Annotated in this window: 19 protein-coding genes; 3 read left to right on the top strand and 16 right to left on the bottom strand. The window is 57.4% G+C overall.

The genetic code is table 11. From position 1 onward, the window contains the following. Positions 1–42: 42 nt before the first annotated feature. From Q0915_RS04710 to Q0915_RS04665, 10 genes are all read right to left on the bottom strand, one after another. The gene (locus tag Q0915_RS04710; protein ID WP_299473946.1) at positions 43–1374 is read right to left on the bottom strand and encodes an extracellular solute-binding protein; all 1332 of its coding nucleotides are present in this window, start codon (positions 1372–1374) and stop codon (positions 43–45) included. A 29-nt stretch (positions 1375–1403) separates the two neighbouring features. Continuing rightward, positions 1404–2495 (bottom strand): ABC transporter ATP-binding protein, encoded by a 1092-nt coding sequence (locus Q0915_RS04705; RefSeq protein WP_299473944.1) that lies wholly within the window; start codon positions 2493–2495, stop codon positions 1404–1406. Between the two features lie 150 nt (positions 2496–2645). Beyond that, on the bottom strand, positions 2646–3677 hold the full coding sequence (locus Q0915_RS04700) for a LacI family DNA-binding transcriptional regulator (protein WP_299473942.1): 1032 nt from the start codon (positions 3675–3677) through the stop codon (positions 2646–2648). Positions 3678–3820: 143 nt separating this feature from the next. Beyond that, the gene (locus Q0915_RS04695; protein ID WP_299473940.1) at positions 3821–4957 is read right to left on the bottom strand and encodes a substrate-binding domain-containing protein; all 1137 of its coding nucleotides are present in this window, start codon (positions 4955–4957) and stop codon (positions 3821–3823) included. 40 nt (positions 4958–4997) lie between these two features. Continuing rightward, positions 4998–6125 carry an ABC transporter permease gene (locus tag Q0915_RS04690; protein WP_299473937.1) on the bottom strand — a complete coding sequence of 376 codons (1128 nt, stop codon included), beginning with the start codon at positions 6123–6125 and terminating at the stop codon, positions 4998–5000. Between the two features lie 10 nt (positions 6126–6135). Beyond that, positions 6136–6894 (bottom strand): ATP-binding cassette domain-containing protein, encoded by a 759-nt coding sequence (locus Q0915_RS04685; RefSeq protein WP_299473934.1) that lies wholly within the window; start codon positions 6892–6894, stop codon positions 6136–6138. A gap of 54 nt (positions 6895–6948) precedes the next feature. Beyond that, positions 6949–7374 (bottom strand): cytochrome c, encoded by a 426-nt coding sequence (locus tag Q0915_RS04680; protein WP_299473931.1) that lies wholly within the window; start codon positions 7372–7374, stop codon positions 6949–6951. 137 nt (positions 7375–7511) lie between these two features. After that, positions 7512–8561: a substrate-binding domain-containing protein gene (locus tag Q0915_RS04675; protein ID WP_299473929.1), complete on the bottom strand. Its 1050-nt coding sequence runs from the start codon at positions 8559–8561 to the stop codon at positions 7512–7514. A 23-nt stretch (positions 8562–8584) separates the two neighbouring features. Next, the gene (locus tag Q0915_RS04670) at positions 8585–9607 is read right to left on the bottom strand and encodes an ABC transporter permease (protein WP_299473927.1); all 1023 of its coding nucleotides are present in this window, start codon (positions 9605–9607) and stop codon (positions 8585–8587) included. 10 nt (positions 9608–9617) lie between these two features. Beyond that, positions 9618–11129, bottom strand: a complete 1512-nt coding sequence (locus tag Q0915_RS04665; protein WP_299474713.1) for a sugar ABC transporter ATP-binding protein — start codon at positions 11127–11129, stop codon at positions 9618–9620. A gap of 178 nt (positions 11130–11307) precedes the next feature. Here Q0915_RS04665 and Q0915_RS04660 point away from each other — a divergent pair, with 178 nt between their 5' ends. Further along, complete coding sequence (locus Q0915_RS04660; RefSeq protein WP_299473925.1) at positions 11308–12288, top strand: LacI family DNA-binding transcriptional regulator; 981 nt, start codon at positions 11308–11310, stop codon at positions 12286–12288. A 19-nt stretch (positions 12289–12307) separates the two neighbouring features. Here Q0915_RS04660 and Q0915_RS04655 read toward each other — a convergent pair whose 3' ends face one another. From Q0915_RS04655 to Q0915_RS04635, 5 genes are all read right to left on the bottom strand, one after another. Beyond that, a complete protein-coding gene (locus tag Q0915_RS04655) occupies positions 12308–13318 on the bottom strand; it encodes a LacI family DNA-binding transcriptional regulator (RefSeq protein WP_299473923.1) in 1011 nt (336 codons plus the stop codon). A 121-nt stretch (positions 13319–13439) separates the two neighbouring features. Beyond that, the gene (locus tag Q0915_RS04650) at positions 13440–13778 is read right to left on the bottom strand and encodes a hypothetical protein (RefSeq protein ID WP_299473920.1); all 339 of its coding nucleotides are present in this window, start codon (positions 13776–13778) and stop codon (positions 13440–13442) included. Further along, on the bottom strand, positions 13775–14662 hold the full coding sequence (locus tag Q0915_RS04645; protein ID WP_299473917.1) for an NAD(P)-dependent oxidoreductase: 888 nt from the start codon (positions 14660–14662) through the stop codon (positions 13775–13777). The genes Q0915_RS04650 and Q0915_RS04645 overlap by 4 nt, the downstream gene beginning before the upstream one ends. Beyond that, a complete protein-coding gene (locus Q0915_RS04640; protein WP_299474710.1) occupies positions 14659–15141 on the bottom strand; it encodes a gluconokinase in 483 nt (160 codons plus the stop codon). The genes Q0915_RS04645 and Q0915_RS04640 overlap by 4 nt, the downstream gene beginning before the upstream one ends. A gap of 17 nt (positions 15142–15158) precedes the next feature. Further along, positions 15159–15926, bottom strand: coding sequence for an SDR family oxidoreductase (locus Q0915_RS04635; RefSeq protein WP_299473914.1), 768 nt, complete (start codon positions 15924–15926; stop codon positions 15159–15161). A gap of 83 nt (positions 15927–16009) precedes the next feature. On the opposite strand from Q0915_RS04635, the gene Q0915_RS04630 reads away from it, so the two are divergent. Together Q0915_RS04630 and Q0915_RS04625 are read left to right on the top strand one after the other, a co-directional pair. Then, entirely contained in the window at positions 16010–16957 is a 948-nt protein-coding gene (locus Q0915_RS04630; protein WP_299473912.1) for a 2-hydroxyacid dehydrogenase, read from the top strand. 7 nt (positions 16958–16964) lie between these two features. Beyond that, positions 16965–17996 (top strand): L-idonate 5-dehydrogenase, encoded by a 1032-nt coding sequence (locus Q0915_RS04625; RefSeq protein ID WP_299473910.1) that lies wholly within the window; start codon positions 16965–16967, stop codon positions 17994–17996. Positions 17997–18093: 97 nt separating this feature from the next. On the opposite strand, the gene Q0915_RS04620 is transcribed toward Q0915_RS04625, so the two are convergent. Then, positions 18094–18504: a heme-binding protein gene (locus Q0915_RS04620; protein ID WP_299473907.1), complete on the bottom strand. Its 411-nt coding sequence runs from the start codon at positions 18502–18504 to the stop codon at positions 18094–18096. Between the last annotated feature and the right edge of the window lie 25 nt (positions 18505–18529).

Raw genomic sequence — 18529 nt, 5'->3', positions numbered from 1 at the left:
TTTTTGAGAGCCCCGCGGCAGCGCCGCGGGGCAGCGTTGGATTTACTGTGTCCAGGTGTAGTACCCGGCGTCATCCATCAGCGCCTGCGTGCGCTCTGCGACACCGTCAAGAGATTCCTGAACCGGTGCGTCCTCGGTGATGATCTTCGAAAGGGTCGTACCGAGATCAGCATTGATCTTGCCCCAGACAGGGATGATCGGACGCCAGTCGGGATCGGCATTCTTGAGCGCTTCACCGAAAGTGGACATATGCGGGAACTTTTCGTTCACCTCAGCGTCGGCATGGGTTGAGTAGCGGGACGGATTTCCGCCAGCCATGGCAATCAGCTTGTCCGCCTTTTTGCTCGTCAGCCACTGCATCAGGAGGAAAGCGGCGTCTTTGTTCTGGGCGTTCTTCGGAATGCCGATGCCGAAGCCACCCGTCTGGGAGCCGGCTCTCACGCCAACCGGATGCGGGGCCCATTCAACGAGACCGACAACCTTGGATTTGTCAGGATTGTTGACCTGTCCCGCAAAGACCGTTGAGTCCAGGAACATTGCCGAATTACCCTGCAGGAACGATGCACCCGCTTCCGCAAAGCCGAAGGTTTTGGAGCCTTCCGCACCGCAGTTGACGATTTTCTTCAGGGCCTCTGCAGCCTGCACACCTTCCGCGTTGTTGACGATCGGCTTCCACTCATCGTCAAAGATGCGTCCACCGAGCGGCGCCAGGTGCAGAAGGAACGCATGGCTAGCATGGTGACCGGAGGCGGCACGTGATGCCAGTCCACCCATGCCCGGCTCCAGCTCAGGGATCAGGCACGCAAGTTCAAGAAGCTCATCGTAGCTTTCCGGAACCTTGAGGTCGTGTTTGTCGAAAATGTCTTTCCGATAACCCAGGACAGAGGTTTCCGAGCCGAAAGGCAGACCGAACAGCGATCCGGTCGGTCCGGGCAGATAGCCCTTTTTGCCGCCCGCAACGCCAATATTGGCAACATAGCCGTCGATCAGGTCATCGGCATCGTAATTCGGATCAGCCAGCTTCGGGTTCATGAAAAACCGCGCAAGGTTTTCAAGCTGATCGGCATAAACGTAATCGGCTTTTGAAAAGACCACATAGGCAATCAGGTCGTAGTCGCCGCGGTTCTTGGTCAGTTCAAGGGTCTGGCGCTCGCGCATCTTCAGATACTGAAGCTGGTCGACCTCGACACGAATTCCAGTTTCCTTGGTGAATTCCGGCAGGACCTTCATAACTGCATCGAAATGCGGATGGGCCGGGAAATTGACGACCAGTGTCTCGCCAGCATGCTCCTCATATGGATTTGCAAGCGCAGCCGTTGCCCCGAGCGCGAGCCCGGCAATGGCTGAGACTGTCGAATTAAGATATTTCAGCATTCATTCCTCCCTTAACAGCAAGGTTCAGATCACCTGATGGCAACCTCTGTTTCGCGGTCGAACATGTGAATGCCCTCCCTGTTGACCGCAAATCTCAATGTTTCGCCCAACGCGATGGGCGTTTCGGACTTCAGCTCGACCTCAACTTTCTGGCCGCCGCAATCACACAAGAGCACCGACTGTGCGCCGATGTATTCGGAGACGATCACTTGCAGATCGACGGATTCGTGATCTTCGGCATCCGGGCTGTAGTGCAGATCAGACGGCCGGATTCCGAGGGTCACGGCCTTGGACGACGATGACGCGACCGCTGCCGCCTTATCCTCCGGCAGCACCAGCTCGAACCCTTTTCCGCTCACGAACGAGCGGTCGGACAGATCCTGCACTTCGGCTTCCAGAAAATTCATCGGAGGAGACCCGAGAAAGCCCGCCACGAACTTGTTGGCCGGCCGTTTGAACAGCTCTTCAGGCGTTCCTTGCTGCTGGATATAGCCGCCATGCATGACGACGATCCGGTCGCCAAGCGTCATCGCTTCGATCTGGTCGTGGGTGACGTAGATCATGTTCTTTTGAACTTGCTGACGCATCAGCGCGAGTTCGGCGCGCATCTGCCCTCTCAGCTTGGCGTCGAGGTTCGAAAGGGGCTCATCGAACAGGAAGGTTCCGGCATCGCGCGTGAGCGCGCGCCCCATGGCGACCCTTTGCCTTTGGCCGCCCGAAAGTTCGCCCGGCTTCCTGTGCAGAAATTTGGTAAGGCCGAGCATCTCAGCAACCACGCCGACCTTCTCATCGATTTCTTTCTTCGGGCGGCGTTGCAGCCGAAGCGCAAAGGACATGTTTTTCGCAACATTCATATGCGGATAGAGCGCGTAGTCCTGGAACACCATGGCCAGGTCCCGTGCCTTCGGTTCCAGATTGCTGACGGGTTTTTCGTTGATGAAGATCTCTCCGTCACTCACTGATTCCAGACCCGCTATCATGCGCAACGTGGTGGACTTGCCGCAGCCGGACGGACCAACGAGCACCGTAAACTCGTTCTCTTCCATCTCCAGATTGATCCCGTGCAACACCTCGAAATTCCCATATCGCTTCACGAGGTTTTCAAGTCGGATTTGCGGCATCTTTCCTCCAGGGGCGTCGCGATGCGACGCAAACTGTCTTTGTGACCGGTCACAATTCTTGTTTGTTACCGGTCACATTAGCACATATGTTATCGGTAACAAGAAAAAAATCAAGAACAGGCTTTCCGCGTTGCCCTTAAGGCAGCTCAATCAGGTGCTTTGCCGGAATTCAACCTCTGCGGCAACGTGGATATGTTGCGGCTGACCAGCGCTGGCTTCATCCAAAAGAAAAAGTCTTTTCAGAAGTTTACCAGCTTCGCTGCCGATCCGGATCGGATCGACGACAACGGTCGAAATTTTTGGGACAGAAAATCTGGACACTTCGAAATTTCCAAATCCGGCAACAGCAATATCGCCCGGAACACGGCGCCCTTCGGATATCAACCGGCTCTGGACACCGAAGGCGGCAACGTCAGACACGCAGAAAACGCAATCTGTGTCTGGAAAGTCGGCGAGAATCTGACCGGCAGCATCTGACCCGTTGTCGATAGTGAGTGGTGGTATTCCGTACCGGATCATTCGGTGCGCGGACAAACCCTTGTCCTGCATTGCCTTGAGAAACCCGTTTCGCCTGGCTGCTCCGCGCGTCCAGTCGTCCTGGCCTTCCCCAAGAAACGCAATCCGGCTGTAACCTTGCGCGACCAGTTGTTCGGTCATCCGGTAGGCTGCATCAAAATTGGAAAAGCCGACCGTGTGCTCGATCGGATTTTCGGGTTTTTCCCAGATCTCGATAACGGGAACGTTGGCATTCCTCATGAGCTCGACGGTACGCTCAGTATGCCCATCGTAGGAAAGGATAATTGCCTCGGGCCTGCGTCGCAGCATCGTCTCAAGGATTTCCTCCTCCCGTGCTGCAGAATAGTCCGTATGGCCAAGAAGAATCTGCAAACCAATATCTTCAACTTCTTCCGTAAGGGATTGAACAGTCAAAGCAAAGTGCAGATTGTTTAGCGAGGGAAGCAGGGTCGCGACAAAGCCGGACTTTCGGGTCGTCAAGCTGCCGGCCATCTGGTCCGGGACATAATTCATGTCCCGTACGACCTTCAAGATGTGCTCGCGGGTCTTCAGCGAGACAGGGCTGTCCTTACGCAGCGCACGCGAAACGGTCATTCGGGAAACACCGGCGGCCCTGGCGACATCCCGCATCGTGACCGGTCCCTGTTTTGCGCCGTCTCTCGCCAATTATGTGTCCTCTTTTGCAATTTGATGCTGTAAAAAAGCGCGCTACCGGCGAGGAGTATACCGGTAGCGCTTCTTTTTGCACTTATGGCCTGTCAATCCGCCCGCATATCGAACGGCGGACAATCGGCCTGTGCACCAAGGTCTTACCGCTCCAGAGCACCAACTCCGGAGAAGCGGAACGCCTCTGTCTGCAATGCGTCGAGTTCTTCGGCGCTCATTTGATCATGGGCAACAGTAATGCGGCCCAGGAAAACAAGCGGCAGTTCGTCTGCCCTGCTTTCCAGATCAGCCTTGATGGCCTCTGCCGTGGCAGCGCCAACGTCGTCGCCCATGCGCATCGGGGTCGCATCCAGTTCGCCGCGGCGGATAGCGTCAAGTTCCAGGCCAGTACCGCCCCAACCGGTGGAGAAGACTTCCTTTTCCTTGCCAACCGAGATCTGTGCTTCCACGCTGCCCATCGCCATGGCGGTGTTGGCATTGTGAATGATCGTTGCTTCAGGATAGGCCTGAAGGATCAGGCTGGTGCCTTCAAAGCCGCCTTCGCGCTGGTATTCGCCATAGTGCTCGTAGGCAACCTTCCAGTCGCCTTTTTCCATGACGCAGTCCTTGAAGTCGCCGGAGCGCTGATTGTCCGTGATCCCCGGGATGCCGCGGTTCATGGCCATCGTGACGCCATTGCCGAGCCGCTCAAGCATATAGTCGCACATGGTGAGCGCACCGGCAGCCGATGAAAAGTCGAACCAGACATCAGGCTGGTTTTTCAGGTCCTTCAGCGGGGTATGAAATGCCCAGACATAGGTCGTGAATTCGTCGTTTCCAGCGAGCTTGTCGATGTTGTCGGCCTGGATGGCGAGTTCCGACGGTCCGAAGATCACGTAGTCGTAGATGTCGCCGTCCTGCAGCACCTGGTTCGCATAGGTGGACTGCAAAGAATGCTCGATCTGACGGCTGGCAAACTCGGTCGTGTTGTACTTGATCCCGAGTTCGTCCAGGCGCTTGGTCATGGCCAGGAAGTTGCGCGCCCAGAAGTCAGACGTATCGGCTGACGGGTAAATCAACGCGATTTCGACTGGTTTGTCCTGGGTACCTGAGAACGGGACACCTTCCGCTCCGACAACTGCCTGAAGGGCTTCAAGCTTGCCTTCGGCATTCACTTCGCCAGGAACCCAGTAGTCCCTGTCGGCATGACCGGGAAGCTCCTTTAGCGGCAGGTTTCCCTGTGCCAGGGCACTGGTCCCGGTCAGGAGCAGTACGCATAGTGTCGATTTCAGCAGTTTCATCACAAATTCCTCCCTTTCGATGAAGTCCGCGTATGGGAACTCAGCCGCTGGCAACGGTGTTGCCAGCAAACAGAGATCCAATGAGAAGCAGGAGTGCGAGCGCGGCGATCAGGCCGCCCGTAAGACGCAGAAGGCGAATGCTTTCCGGTGTCTGCAATCCGGCCAGCAAGCCCTTCGCGCCGTCGCGATCTTTCTTCTGCAGCCATGTGTAAAGTGCAACCGAGGAGACGATCACCACGCCCGAGGCAACAGACTGCCAGAAGAATTCAATCCGCAGTGTCACCAGCGCATTGATCATCATGGACAGCAGCAACACACCGGCAAGAGACCCGAGCATCGAGGCGCGCCCACCGAAGAGCGATGTGCCGCCAACGACAACCGCGGCAATGACGTGAAGGTTGAAATACGGTGCCGATGTCGCCTGAATTGCGTTCAGCTTGCCGGTCAGCATCAGCCCGGCCAGTGCAGCAGAGGCGCCCATGAGGACATAGGCATAGATCTTGTAGCGGTCGACCGCGATACCGGTCATTTCGGCTGCTTCGGGATTGGAGCCAATCGCAACCGTGTAACGCCCGAAATAGGTCTTCTTCAACAGCCAGTAACCCACTGCCATTGTCAGCAGACCGATTACCACCGGAACCGGAATGAAGCCCGGAATCTGCCCGCGGCCGATATCGGTCATGATCTCCGGAAACCGCGCCAGCACCAGTCCCTTGGCGATGACAAGCGCGAAACCGCGGTAGACGAGGTCCATCGCCAGAGTGCCGATGAGATCGGGTACCTTGAACTTGGTAATCACCAGACCGTTGATCAGGCCGAACAGGGCGCCGAGAATAATGGCGATCGCAATCGCCACCGGCGCTGAAAAGCCGTACTGCTTGATCAAAAAGGCCATGATGATGGATGTCAGCGCTGCGACCGACCCGATCGACAGATCAATCCCGCGCTGGGTGATGACGAAGGTCATCGCCATCGCCATTGGCATGTAGAGCGCCGCATCCAGCAGAATGAGGTTGAGGTTCGAGAGGCGGAAGTACCGCGCCGGTTCTGCTATTCCCATGAACAGCAAAATGGCCAGGATCATCACCATAGGCCCGATGATTGCCAGGAAAGGCTCGATTCGCTCAGAGAATTTCGTCGGCCCGTTTGATTGTGTTGCCGTTGCCATTTTTGCCTCCCTACGCCGCTTCTTCCGCGCCCACGATCAGGGCGAGAACGTCCTGCTGCGAGCTTTGCGAAACGTGCACGACACCGGCACATCTGCCGCGCCGCTGCACATGAACCCGGTCGGCGACTTCGAAAACATCATCGAGCGAGTGAGATATGAGAATCACCGCAAGGCCTTGCGCCTTGAGCGCCTTGATAAGTTTGAGCGTCCGCGCCGTTTCCTGCGGGCCGAGTGCCGCGGTCGGCTCGTCCATCACGAGGACCCGAAGGCCCTCGTGATAGACCGCTCGCGCAATGGCCACAGCCTGCCGCTGGCCCCCCGACAGACTTGATGTCGGCACATCGAGCGAGCGAAGACGAACGCCCAGACGCTCGAACAGAACGTGTTCCGTTTCCGACCGCATCCGTTTGTTGTCCAGCATGGTGATCCCGAGGAAGGATCGCGTCAGTTCGTTTCCGAGAAACATGTTCGATGCCGGGTCAAGATGATCGGCCAGCGCGAGCGTCTGGTAGACCGCATCGATGCCTTCCTCGATGGCATCGGAGTGGCTGTTCATGATCAGCTTTTTGCCGCCGACGAAGATTTCCCCTTCCGTCGGCTGATAGACGCCCGTGAGAATCTTGATCAGCGTCGACTTGCCTGCACCGTTGTCACCGACGATCGCAAGCACCTCACCTTCATAGGCGTCGAGGTTGACACCCTGGAGAGCTGTCACCCCTCCAAAGCGCTTGGTTATGTTTCGCATCTGGACAAATGATCCGTCGGACATCTCCAGTTTCCTCTCGATTTGCGCCGGCCAGGTCTCATTGGCGGCCGGTATCGCTTAGTTGTCTTTGATCCGGTAGAGCTTGTGACAGGCCGCGCAGTCCTGAAGGAGCGGCTGATAGACCGCTTTGAGCTGGTCCAGCGAGCCGGGCAGATTTTCGACCGCGTGATGAGCATCGGCCTTGAAATCAGCAACCTTGGCGTCGAAGTCCGGCTTGTCCTGCCAGATGGCCGGATTGGCTCCCTTTGAATTCGAACCTTCGGGAAATTTGCCTTGGAATGCGATGGATCCTGCGTAGGTCATCCGTAGCGCCAGGGCGGCAACGTCCGCATTGAATTCCTTGTCGCCCTTGAGCATTGGAACAAGCGTTGCAGCACCGACCCTGATCTGATCCATTGCCGCCTGACGGTCCTGGATGTCATCCGCCAGCACTGACGAAACGGTTATCAAGAAAACAGCGGCTGTCGCGGTCCAGATTCTCATGTTGTTCCTCCGGGTACCCTGACGCGGGTACACCTCCCCCGTTCGCGGCAATGCCGCGCAAAAATAATTCTTTGGCACACGTCGTTTCAGTCAGCAGGTCGCCTGCGGCTGCGTCAGGCGACCCGCTTGGCGAAGCCTTATTTGTTCCAGATGGCGGAATAGGCTTCACGATACGGAATGTCTGGATCGAAGGCGGTGCTGTCGCCCATTCTTTCAACGCCGTCCTGCGTCACCAGAGCGGGCGAAGTCACGTAACCTGAGCAGGCCTCACCCTGGATCGCCCGATTAAGCTCGTCCACCAACTGCCAACCCTGCAGGTTGAGCGGTTCGGCGACGGTGATCGTTTGATAGGCACCGGTCTTGATGCGGAAGAAAGCCGCTTCCGACCCGTCACCGGCGGAACCGGCCTGAGGACCGGCTTCGCTGGAAATCCCGGCGGATGCCAAAGCAGGACCCATGAAGTCGAAATAGAGGTCGTTGATCGCCAGAGCGTGTGTCCAGCTGTCACCGTATTTCTGCAGAAGGCTTGTTGTCAGCGGCCCCATGCGGCTGGATGTGTCGGCAATCGGCGTGTCGACATATTCCAGTACCGTACCGCCGGCAGCTTCGATCGTCTCCTTGATGCGATCAGCTTTATCGATCGCAATCTGATAGGTGGAATCGGTGAAGATGATGGCCCCGATATCCTTGCCGCCGTCCTCGATCGCCCAGTTCGCGGCAACTTCCGAAACGGTCATCGCATCAGTGGACACATTGGCAAAGATACCGCCCGGCGCATCGCAACCGATTTTCGGCCCGGAATGCCAGGCAACGATCGGAATGCCTGCTGCCACAACTCCCTCAAGGGCCGCCTGCTGCTCAATCGCGTCGAAACCGTTGATGACGATCCCGTCCGGCTGCAACGCGAGTGCCTGGCCGATGGCTGCTGTGCGGCCCTGAATGGATCCTGCGCCATCTAGAAGGCGCATGCTCCAGCCAATCTGGGAGGCGGCCTCCTCGACGCCGTTGGACACGCCCAAAATACCGCCGTTTTTCATGTCCGCTGCCACGACGACGATTGACTTGCCGGGCGCTCCGGCTGGACCGCTGGTCGGGCCGTCCCATTCACCGGCGGCCATCGCCGGGATCCAGGAACCGGCCAACATGGTCGTGGCCAGGATGATTTTCAGAAATGAACGTTTTTGCATAGTATCCTCCCTTTGCAAAAATCCTACTTTTTCGCTGCGCCTTTGCGGCGCTGCGCATAACCTGCGATACCGATCGCGATCAGCAGCGTTACGCCGTTGAAGAGTGGTTCGACCCAGAATGAGCCGCCGAATTGCTGAATGCCGGAGATGCCGACGGCCAGGATGGCGACGCCGACAATGGTGCCCCACACATTGACCCGCCCGGGCTTGATCGTTGTTGATCCAAGGAATGCGCCAACCAGTGCCGGAAGCAGAAACTCCAGACCCACACTTGCCTGTCCGATCCTCAACTTGGAGGCCAACAGAACACCGGCGAGCGCCGTCATGGTCCCTGACGCCATGAAAGCTCCGATGACGTATTTGCGCGTCGGAATACCGTTGAGCTGCGCGGCGCGCTGGTTCGCGCCAATCGCATAGAGATAACGGCCAACAGGCGTATATTCGAGAATGAGCCACATACAGACGGTGATCGCAATCAGGTAGTAACCGGTGATCGGAAGACCGAAAACAAATGTCGTGCTCAATGAGTAAAATCCGTCTGGCAGAACACCGACCACCTGGCGGCCGCCGGAATGCCACAGAGCGATTGCGTAAAGCACCGTGCCCGTTCCAAGCGTTGCGATGAAGCTGTCGATCTTGGCGACTTCAACGAGCAGCCCGTTGAAGAACCCGGTCATCGCTCCAAGCATCAGCACAATCATCACGGCAATAGGCCAGGGAATGCCGAAAATCGTCTGAAGACTGATTGCCAGAATGTGCCAGAGCACGATGCCGTAGCCGACCGTCAGGTCGATCCGCCCTGCGGCCATGGGGATCATCGCGCCAAGGGAAAGCAATGCGATAATGGCCTTGTCGGAAACGATGGCGCGCAGGTTCAATAGCGTCGGAAAGGTCTTCGGCAACAGAACCGAGAAAAGAAGGATCAACAATACTGTCAGGATCACCAGACCGTAGACCGGCAGAAACCGTAACAGCTTGCCGCGTATCGACAGGCCTTCGATTTCCGATTTGGTGGGTTCCAGAGCATTGGATTCAAGTGACTGCATCAGATTTACCTCAAGCGGCAGCGACGTTGCTGGCCGACGCGGCCTGGATCAGGTTTTCGGTCGACAATTTGGTCCCAGCCAATTCGCCGACGATTTTTCCCTGGCTGAAGACGATCGCCCGATGGCAGATCGTCGCGACCTCCTCGAAGTCGGTCGACACGAGCAAGATGCCGACGCCTTCCATGAGTGCCTTGTTCAAAAGTGCATAGATTTCCGCCTTGGCGCCGACATCGACGCCCGCGGTAGGATCTTCACAGATCAGCAGTTTGCGCTTGGTCGCAAGCCAGCGGGCAATGACAACCTTCTGCTGGTTGCCACCCGACAGCGCCTCGATTGCCATGGTCTGGTCATTGGGGCTGAGCGCGACTTCCCGGCCGATCTCTTCCGCCATCTTTGTTTCTTTACGTGGCGAAAGGATCGAAAACAGGCCCCTGCCCGTTGCTTCCGGATTGAGAAAGGTGTTTTCACGGATCGTCAGCGGCATTGCGACAGATTCTTCCGTGCGGTCGCGCGCGACGAGCCCGACACCGGAATCAAGCGCGGTCTTGGGTGAGCGCAGGTCCGGCGCACCAACGCCGGCAAGTTCAATTTTGCCGCTGTGTTCCGACAGACCGTAGAGCGCGCGCGCGATTTCTTCATGCCCTGCTCCGCGAAGCCCGACCAGCCCAACCAGCTCGTTCCTGTGCAACGTGAAATCGACAGGGCCTGCGGAACGCGCTTCAAGCTTCTTGACTGTGAGAACAGGATCTCCGGGCGCTTCACTTAACTTGCTGACCTGACGGGTCTTGCGTCCGACGATCATGTGAACAAGCTCTTCGGTGGTTGTGTGCTGGATCGACCGGACGCCGACCAGCTCCCCGTCGCGCAGCACGGCCACCCGATCAGCGATCTGGAAAATCTCGTCGAGACGGTGAGAGACATAAATCATGCCGACACCCCGGTCGCGCAACGGCCGTAGCGCCTCGAACAAGCGCGCGACTTCGTCGTTCGGCAGTGACGCGGTTGGCTCGTCGAGCACGAGAAAGTCGCAGTCAACAGCCAGGGCGCGCGCGATCGCGACCAGCGATTTTTCGGTTCTGGACAAGTCCTGGACACGTGTCGTCGGGCTGAAATCGCAACCGACCTTGGCCAGCGCTTCCGCGGCGAGTGTATCCCCATCCTGCCACTTGATCAGTCCGAACTTTTTCGAAAAGCCAAGAGCAAGTGCCATGTTCTCCGCAACGGTCATCCACTCGATCATGCCAAGGTCCTGGTGGATGAACGCAACAGCCTGGCGTTGCCCGAAACCACCTGGACGATGCTCGTAGGGCTCGCCATTGATCAGGACGCGCCCCTCATCCGGTTTATGAATGCCGCCCAGAATTTTGATGAGAGTGGATTTGCCGGCACCGTTCTCACCCAGAAGCGCAACGATCTCGCCTCTGTCGATCGACAAAGACACGTCACGGACAGCATAAGTTCCGCCAAAATGCTTCTGTATGCCGTCGAAGAAGAGACGGTTTTTCAAACTGCCTGGCACTATTTTCCTCCCGGTCGTCACCTGCCCCAACTTTCCGCTTTCGTGTGTCGACGGAGTTGAGTTACCGGTAACGTAGGACTATCATCCCCGTGTCACATATCGAAGTCAACTAAAAAAGTTATCGATAACGTTAAATTTCAAGAGGCTCAAAATATCCAGTAAAAACAATAAGATAAGCCTCTTGGAGGTCGCAAAGGCAGCCGGCGTCTCAAAAATGACCGCCAGCAGGGTGTTGCGTGAGGAAGGCGGATACTCGGAAAAGACGCGCGTCAAGGTCATGGCCGAAGTCGAGCGTCTGGGATACCTGCCGAACCGGATCGCGACGGTGTTTGCCAGCGACAAGCGAACGACGTTTGTCGGTGTCAGCATTCCGGACCTTGGCAACGAGGTCTTCACGCACGTTCTGGAAGGCATTGACCGCAAGCTGGTGAGCTTCAATCACCAGACCGTTCTCGGTATGACACAGCATGCGCTTGCCGAAGAAGAGACCTGGATTGAAACCGTTCTGTCCTGGAAGCCAGCCGGGCTGATCCTGACGGGTCGCGCCCACACACCGCGAGCGGTTCAACTGCTCCAAAGCTCGAATATTCCGCTCGTTGAAATCTGGGACCTGAATTCCAGCCCGATCGATATGTGCGTCGGTCTGAACCACTTTGACAGCGGTTACGACATGGGCAGATTCTTGCTGTCGAAGGGCTACAAGCGCTTCGGTTATGTCGGAACGTCTCACGATGCCGCCAACGCGGCGACTTCGCGGCTCAACGGTTATGCAAAGGCTGTTGAAGATGGTGGAGGAAAACTCAGCAAGCAGCTCTGCCTGAACGATATTCCTGGGTTTTATCCCGGTTTTTATGGAACAGAGCAGCTGCTGTCCTCGGATCCGAACGTCGAAGTCATATTCTTTCAGAATGACAATATGGCGGTGGGAGCCGTGCAGTTTTGCGAAGCCCAGAAAATCAGTATCCCCGGTGACATCGGCATTGCGGGCTGGGGAGAACTTCCGATTGCGTCGGTTCTGCCCTACCGGCTGACAACCGTACAGGCCAATCACCTGCGCATTGGCCAGCTTGCTGCGGAAAACCTCCTGCTCAAGATATCCGGCGATGATGCGCAAGATGTCTGCGATGTCGGGTTCAGGCTGGTTCCGGGCGAAACAGTGTGAGCTCGTTATGCAAGGACGGTCAGCTGCTCGATCCACCGACACTCAGCTGCGGTGTGATCCCGATCCTGGCCTGGCTGACAGTTTCGCCGCCGCGCAGCAGTGAAACGATTAACTGTCCGGTTTTTTCGCCGATTTCGAGTGGCTGCGGATCGATTGTTGTCAACGTAGGGACGCAAATCGAGGAGATATCGTAGGCGCCAAATCCAGCAACAGCGATATCTTCCGGAACCTTCACGCCTTTGCGCGCACACTCGGTCAGCGCACCGAACGCCGACAGGTCAGAGACACAGATGACGGCCTGCGTGTCCGGATGATTTTCAAGAAGGCGCGCCATGGCATCCGCCCCTTCCCGCATCGATATTGGCGGAGCGCCCGCACCGATCAGCCGTTCTGCAGACAGTCCCTGGTCTTCCATCGCACGAATGAACCCGCGCCGCCGGTCCGCACCGCGCGTGTCGCCATCGGTATCCCCCCCGATGAACGCAATGCGCGTTCTCCCGCTCGAAACCAGATGGCGCACCAGATCGTGCATGGTTGCCGCATTCGAAAACCCGACAACATGATCGATCGGATTTTCCGGCAGGTCCCAGGTTTCGATCACAGGAATATTGGCACGATCCAGAAGCCGGCGCGTACGCTCCGTATGCCGCCCGCCCGTGAGCACAATGGCCTCGGGCCTGCGCTTCAGGAACTGTTCGACGATGCCTTCTTCTTCGTGAATGTCATAGTTGCTGTAACCGAGCAGCACCTGCAGGTCGGCGTCCTTGAGAACTTCCGACAGGGCACCGACGGTATCGGCGAAATTGGCATTGTTGATCGATGGAATTGCGACGGCGACGAAACCGGTTCGTTGAGAGCGAAACGTCGCGGCATTGCTGTCGAAGACATATCCCAGATCTTCGGCGATCTTGAGGATACGCTTTCTCGTCTCCTCGCCGACGGAAGCATGCTGTTTGAACGCGCGGCTGACGGTCATGACCGATACGCCCGCCTTTTGCGCAACATCTTTCATGGTAACAGCGCGTTGCATTCATCCTCCGCCCGAATCTTGTCGCCTAAAACTATGCAAAATGGGCCCGCCGCCGCAATCGCAGCCGCAGGCCCAATGGAAAAGAGACACAGGTTTCAACCCGCAGGACATGGGCGCTGCCTCACGATCCCCCGGTGTACTCGTTCGCTTCGGTCACATGATGGTGGATACGTCCATCAAAGAACTCCGAGACGATCTCTCCCGTCACGACCCGCGACTGGTTCCGCGCATCGCTTTCCAGCGCTCCCGCCATCGTTTCCTTGTCGGGATAGGTGATTGCCAGGATCAGCGGAAACTCCGGAGCACCCTCATCCCGCTCTTCTCCGAACATGACGCGGACATCGCTGTTACCGGGAAACTGTTTCCACAAGGGGACAAGGCGGTCTGTTACAGCTGCGCGAAAGTCCGATGTCCTGCCGGATTTGACGCTGCCTTCGAACAAAGCGAAACGGGTGATCATTTAAACTGCTCCTTGTCGGGACCTTTGAAAAATTCCATCAGTGCGGCCTCGTCTTCGCCGCCAAGGCCGGCGGCCGTCAGCATTCTGTGGACTTCGGTGCAAAGCGACGTCAGCGGCATGGCTGTGTTGCTGATCCGTGCCAGATCCAGCGCGCCATTCAGGTCCTTGACCATGTTGTCAATGCGCCCGGTTCTCCGGTAATCGCGCTCCACGTATCGCGGCATGTATTCCTGAAGCAACGCGCTGTCTGCACGCCCGCCCTTGAGCGCTGTCGGGATCTTTGCAGCGTCAACGCCGGCATCGAGCGCGAGCTGGGTTGCTTCGGCGACGGCCAGAAACCCAAGGCCGCACAGGACCTGATTGATCAGTTTGGTCGTTTGGCCTGCGCCTGAGGGTCCCATATGCGTGTAGTTCGAACTGACGTGTTTGAGAACGTTATGCGCATCTGCAACATCCTCAGCCGTTCCGCCCGCCATCAGGGTCAATTCACCGATCAATGCCTTGGGAGCGCCGCCGGACAGCGGGCTGTCGACCCAGCGCAGCCCGGCGTCGGAGGCCTTGCGCGCAAGGTCCTTCGTCGCCTCGGGGTCGATAGACGACATATCGATCACAAGCGTGCCGTTCTTGGCACCGGCGGCAACGCCATCGGTACCAAACACCGCAATTTCGACGATTTTGGGCGAATTGAGACTGGTGATGACGTAGTCAGACTGGCTGGCCGCTTCTGCGGCCGACGAAGCCGCAACGGCCCCTTTGGCAACCAGCTCTCCAACTTTCTCCTGGTCAAGATCGAAGACGCAAAGACGATTGCCTGTCTCAACGAGACGGGTACCGATCGCACCGCCCATGGCCCCTGCCCCGATCAGGGCAACATTTTCACTCATTGCTGTTTCCTTTGAAGTCCCCTGAGAAGTTCGGCAACGACTTCGTCGGGTGTCTGATCGATCGATGCCTTGACGGTCAGTTCGTCGGGCCCGGGTGGCTCCAGCGTTGCAAGCTGACTGTCGAGAAGTGCGACCGGCATGAAATGGCCATCGCGATGCTTCATGCGCTCGCTGAGCACTTCACGTGTGCCTTCCAGATAAAGGAAGGTCACAGGCTTTCCTGCGGTCTCTACAATCAGCTCGCGATAGAACCGTTTGAGGGCGGAACAGGCGATCACAACGGGTTCGTCCGAGCCGGCAAGCTGTGCGCCGACTTTTCCGAGCCAAGGCTTGCGATCTTCGTCGTTCAAGGGCTCACCACGGCTCATTTTGGCAATGTTTTCAGCCGGATGAAGATCGTCACCATCGAAAAAGCGAGCACCGACAGCCTTGGAGAAGGCCTGGCCGATCTGGCTCTTGCCGCACCCCGATACACCCATGATCACAAAAGCCGAGGTCACAGCGACACCGAGATGCCACCGTCAACAAAGACCGTGGTTCCATTTACGAACGACGACGCATCGGAGGAGAGGAAAATGCAGGTTCCGACAAGTTCCTCGACCTTGCCCCAGCGCCCCGCCGGCGTGCGTTTCTCCAGCCACGCGCTGAACTCCGGGTCATTGACAAGAGCGGCATTGAGCGGCGTATCAAAATACCCCGGCGCCAGTCCGTTGCACTGGAGGCCATATTTCGCCCAGTCGGTCGCCATGCCCTTCGTGAGGTTGGCAACCGCGCCCTTGGTCATCGTATAGGGCGCGATACCGGGTCTCGCGAGCGCTGTTTGGACCGAACAGATGTTCACGATCTTGCCGCGTCCACGTTCGATCATATGCCGTGCTGCGGCCTGCCCGACATGAAACACCGACGCGATATTGGTCTGTAAAAGGCGTTCGAACGCGTCTGCAGGAAAATCCTCAAGCGGCGTCCGGTGCTGCATTCCGGCGTTGTTCACCAGAATATCGATAGCCCCTGTTTCAGCTTCAAACCCGTCAATTGCTGCACGAGCCGCCGCATGATCTGTGACATCGAAGGCGAGTTCATAAACAGTAAACCCCTCCGATTTGAGTGTTTGCGCGGCAGAGCCGAGTTTTGCACCGTCACGTCCGTTCAAAACGACTTCCGCACCGGCCTGCGCAAGGCCTCGCGCAAGTGCAAATCCGATTCCCTGGGACGAACCGGTAATCAATGCCCGTTTTCCGGACAGGTCGAACAAGGCGAGGCTCATATGAATTCCTTCTACAGAAACGATTGACACTTGCCTCTGTTATGTTATCGATAACATAACTTGTCAACCCGAGAGAGCCCAAAATGACCAAGCCAGACATTTTGCAAGTCGGCCCCTATCCTGACTGGGACCAGATTCCCCTGGAAGAAGCGTTTTCCATGCACAAATACTTCGAAGCCTCCGACCCGTCCGGCTTTCTGAATTCGGTCGGCGACAAGATCAAGGGCATTGCTACACGTGGCGAACTCGGCGCGAACCGGGCGATGATCGAAGCATGCCCTAACCTGGAGATCATCTCGGTTTACGGCGTTGGATTCGACGCCGTTGACCTGGCGGCCTGCCGTGAACGCGGTATTCGCGTGACCAACACTCCGGACGTTCTGACAAACGATGTCGCGGATCTTGGTGTGGCAATGATGTTAGTCCAATCGCGCGGAATGATCGGCGCTGAAGCCTGGGTTCGGGACGGCAGCTGGCAGGAAAAGGGCCTCTATCCGCTCAAGAGCAGGGTCTGGGGCAAGACCGCAGGTGTACTGGGTCTTGGCCGGATCGGCTTCGAAGTTGCCAAGCGCCTTGCAGGTTTCGACCTGAAAATCGCTTATTCGGATGTATCAGCCAAAGACTATGCGCCTGACTGGACATTCGTCGCCAACCCCGTTGAACTTGCTCGGCAATCCGACTTCCTTTTTGTCACACTCGCTGCTTCCGCGGAAACGCGGCACATCGTCAATCAGGAGGTCATTGACGCAGTCGGCCCGGAAGGCATGATCATCAACATCAGCCGTGCATCGAATATTGATGAAGCAGCCCTTCTGGATGCCCTTGAAAGCAAACGCCTCGGCTCGGCCGCACTGGACGTTTTTGAAGGGGAACCTGCGCTCAATCCACGCTTTCTTGAACTCGACAATGTGCTCGTGCAACCGCACCATGCATCGGGCACATTCGAGACGCGGAAAGCCATGGGGAAACTCGTTCGCGACAATCTGACGGCACATTTTGCAGGTCAGGACCTGCCGACCCCGGTTCTGTGAGGCGATCATGAAATCCATCGTTATCCATGCAGCCAAAGACCTGCGGATTGAAGAACAGGACGCGGACAATCCCGGACCGGGCGAAGTTCAGATCAAGCTTGCAACGGGTGGCATTTGCGGCTCGGACCTTCATTATTTCAATCATGGCGGCTTCGGGCCGGTGCGTCTGAAAGAACCGATGATCCTCGGCCACGAGGTCTCCGGTCACATCACCGCTCTCGGCAACGGCGTTTCGGGGCTCTCTGTCGGTCAGCTCGTTGCCGTCTCCCCGTCCCGGCCTTGTGGAAACTGCCGCTTCTGCAACGAAGGAAGGCATAATCAGTGCCTCAACATGCGGTTCTATGGCAGCGCCATGCCGTTTCCGCATATCCAGGGGGCGTTCCGCCAGGTCCTTGTGGCCGACGCTGCCCAATGCGGTCCCGCCGACGGTTTGAGCACCGGGGAAGCGGCCATGGCGGAGCCTCTGTCGGTCTGTCTGCATGCCGCGCGCCAGGCCGGTGAAATGATCGGCAAGTCGGTGCTCGTCACCGGCTGCGGGCCTATCGGAATCCTGTGCATTCTGGCTGCCAGGCGTGCCGGCGCAGATTTTATCGTTGCCACCGATTTGAGCCCCTTCACGCTGCAGATGGCAAAGACAGCGGGTGCGGATCTGACTTTGAACATGGCCGAAGACCCTCAGGGCCTCGACCGGTTCACGCCCGAAAAGGGCACGTTCGACATTCTTTTTGAATGTTCAGGGGCAGCTCCTGCGCTCACAGCCGGTATCTCCGCCATGCGCCCTGGAGGCACGATCGTCCAGCTGGGCCTTGGTGGCGACATGAGCCTGCCGATGATGGCCATCACCGCCAAGGAGCTGGAGCTCAAGGGGTCCTTCCGCTTTCACGAAGAGTTCTTTAGTGCCGTCAGTTTGATGCAAAAGGGCCTGATTGATGTGAAGCCCTTTATTACCCAGACACTGCCGCTGGATGATGCCGTCTCAGCATTTGAAATTGCGGGTGACCGCAGTCAGGCCGTGAAGGCGCAGATTGCATTCGCTTGACCTGAACAACAACAAGGCGGACGGACCTTGCGCCGTCCGCCGGTCAGCAGTGTGAAAGGCTGCTCAGCTCATTGAGCCTATGACGCGAGCGCCTTCTTCAGGCACCAATCGCTGCCAGCCCTGCCCTTGCCACCTCAATATCCTGATCACCAGACCCGGATCCAACGCCAATTCCACCCAAAAGCGTGCCTTCCAGACGAATGGGAAGACCGCCCGGCAACCCGGTCACTTTTCCTTCCGTTGCAAGTCCGATTGCCGTGCGCACGCTTTCCGGTACCACAGTGGTTTCATTGCCGATTGAAGCAGCCGTCAAAGCTTTGGCGAGGGCACTCTTGCGACTGAGAAACTTGGCGCCGGTCATTCGTACCTCGGCGAGAACTTCTCCGTTAGCATCGACAACGACAATGCACTGGGGCTGACCCATTTGCTCTGCCCGCTCGACCGCAGCGGTCAAGATGGCCAGCGCACCTTGATGGGTCAGTGTTCGTGTTTCCTGGACAAAGGTCATAAGAGCTCCTGCAAGCGTTGTTTTG

This window comes from uncultured Roseibium sp., from assembly GCF_947494555.1.
Taxonomy (GTDB): domain Bacteria; phylum Pseudomonadota; class Alphaproteobacteria; order Rhizobiales; family Stappiaceae; genus Roseibium.
This window is presented reverse-complemented; position numbering and strand designations above follow the sequence as displayed.

Excerpts from the sequence above, each read along its gene's own strand:
- Q0915_RS04690 (WP_299473937.1), bottom strand. The coding sequence starts at position 6,125 with ATGGCAACGGCAACACAATCAAACGGGCCGACGAAATTCTCTGAGCGA.
- Q0915_RS04705 (WP_299473944.1), bottom strand. The coding sequence starts at position 2,495 with ATGCCGCAAATCCGACTTGAAAACCTCGTGAAGCGATATGGGAATTTC.
- Q0915_RS04680 (WP_299473931.1), bottom strand. The coding sequence starts at position 7,374 with ATGAGAATCTGGACCGCGACAGCCGCTGTTTTCTTGATAACCGTTTCG.
- Q0915_RS04635 (WP_299473914.1), bottom strand. The coding sequence starts at position 15,926 with ATGAGCCTCGCCTTGTTCGACCTGTCCGGAAAACGGGCATTGATTACC.
- Q0915_RS04685 (WP_299473934.1), bottom strand. The coding sequence starts at position 6,894 with ATGTCCGACGGATCATTTGTCCAGATGCGAAACATAACCAAGCGCTTT.
- Q0915_RS04625 (WP_299473910.1), top strand. The coding sequence starts at position 16,965 with ATGAAATCCATCGTTATCCATGCAGCCAAAGACCTGCGGATTGAAGAA.
- Q0915_RS04645 (WP_299473917.1), bottom strand. The coding sequence starts at position 14,662 with ATGAGTGAAAATGTTGCCCTGATCGGGGCAGGGGCCATGGGCGGTGCG.
- Q0915_RS04655 (WP_299473923.1), bottom strand. The coding sequence starts at position 13,318 with ATGCAACGCGCTGTTACCATGAAAGATGTTGCGCAAAAGGCGGGCGTA.
- Q0915_RS04710 (WP_299473946.1), bottom strand. The coding sequence starts at position 1,374 with ATGCTGAAATATCTTAATTCGACAGTCTCAGCCATTGCCGGGCTCGCG.
- Q0915_RS04620 (WP_299473907.1), bottom strand. The coding sequence starts at position 18,504 with ATGACCTTTGTCCAGGAAACACGAACACTGACCCATCAAGGTGCGCTG.
- Q0915_RS04670 (WP_299473927.1), bottom strand. The coding sequence starts at position 9,607 with ATGCAGTCACTTGAATCCAATGCTCTGGAACCCACCAAATCGGAAATC.
- Q0915_RS04630 (WP_299473912.1), top strand. The coding sequence starts at position 16,010 with ATGACCAAGCCAGACATTTTGCAAGTCGGCCCCTATCCTGACTGGGAC.
- Q0915_RS04650 (WP_299473920.1), bottom strand. The coding sequence starts at position 13,778 with ATGATCACCCGTTTCGCTTTGTTCGAAGGCAGCGTCAAATCCGGCAGG.
- Q0915_RS04695 (WP_299473940.1), bottom strand. The coding sequence starts at position 4,957 with ATGAAACTGCTGAAATCGACACTATGCGTACTGCTCCTGACCGGGACC.
- Q0915_RS04640 (WP_299474710.1), bottom strand. The coding sequence starts at position 15,141 with ATGGGTGTATCGGGGTGCGGCAAGAGCCAGATCGGCCAGGCCTTCTCC.
- Q0915_RS04675 (WP_299473929.1), bottom strand. The coding sequence starts at position 8,561 with ATGCAAAAACGTTCATTTCTGAAAATCATCCTGGCCACGACCATGTTG.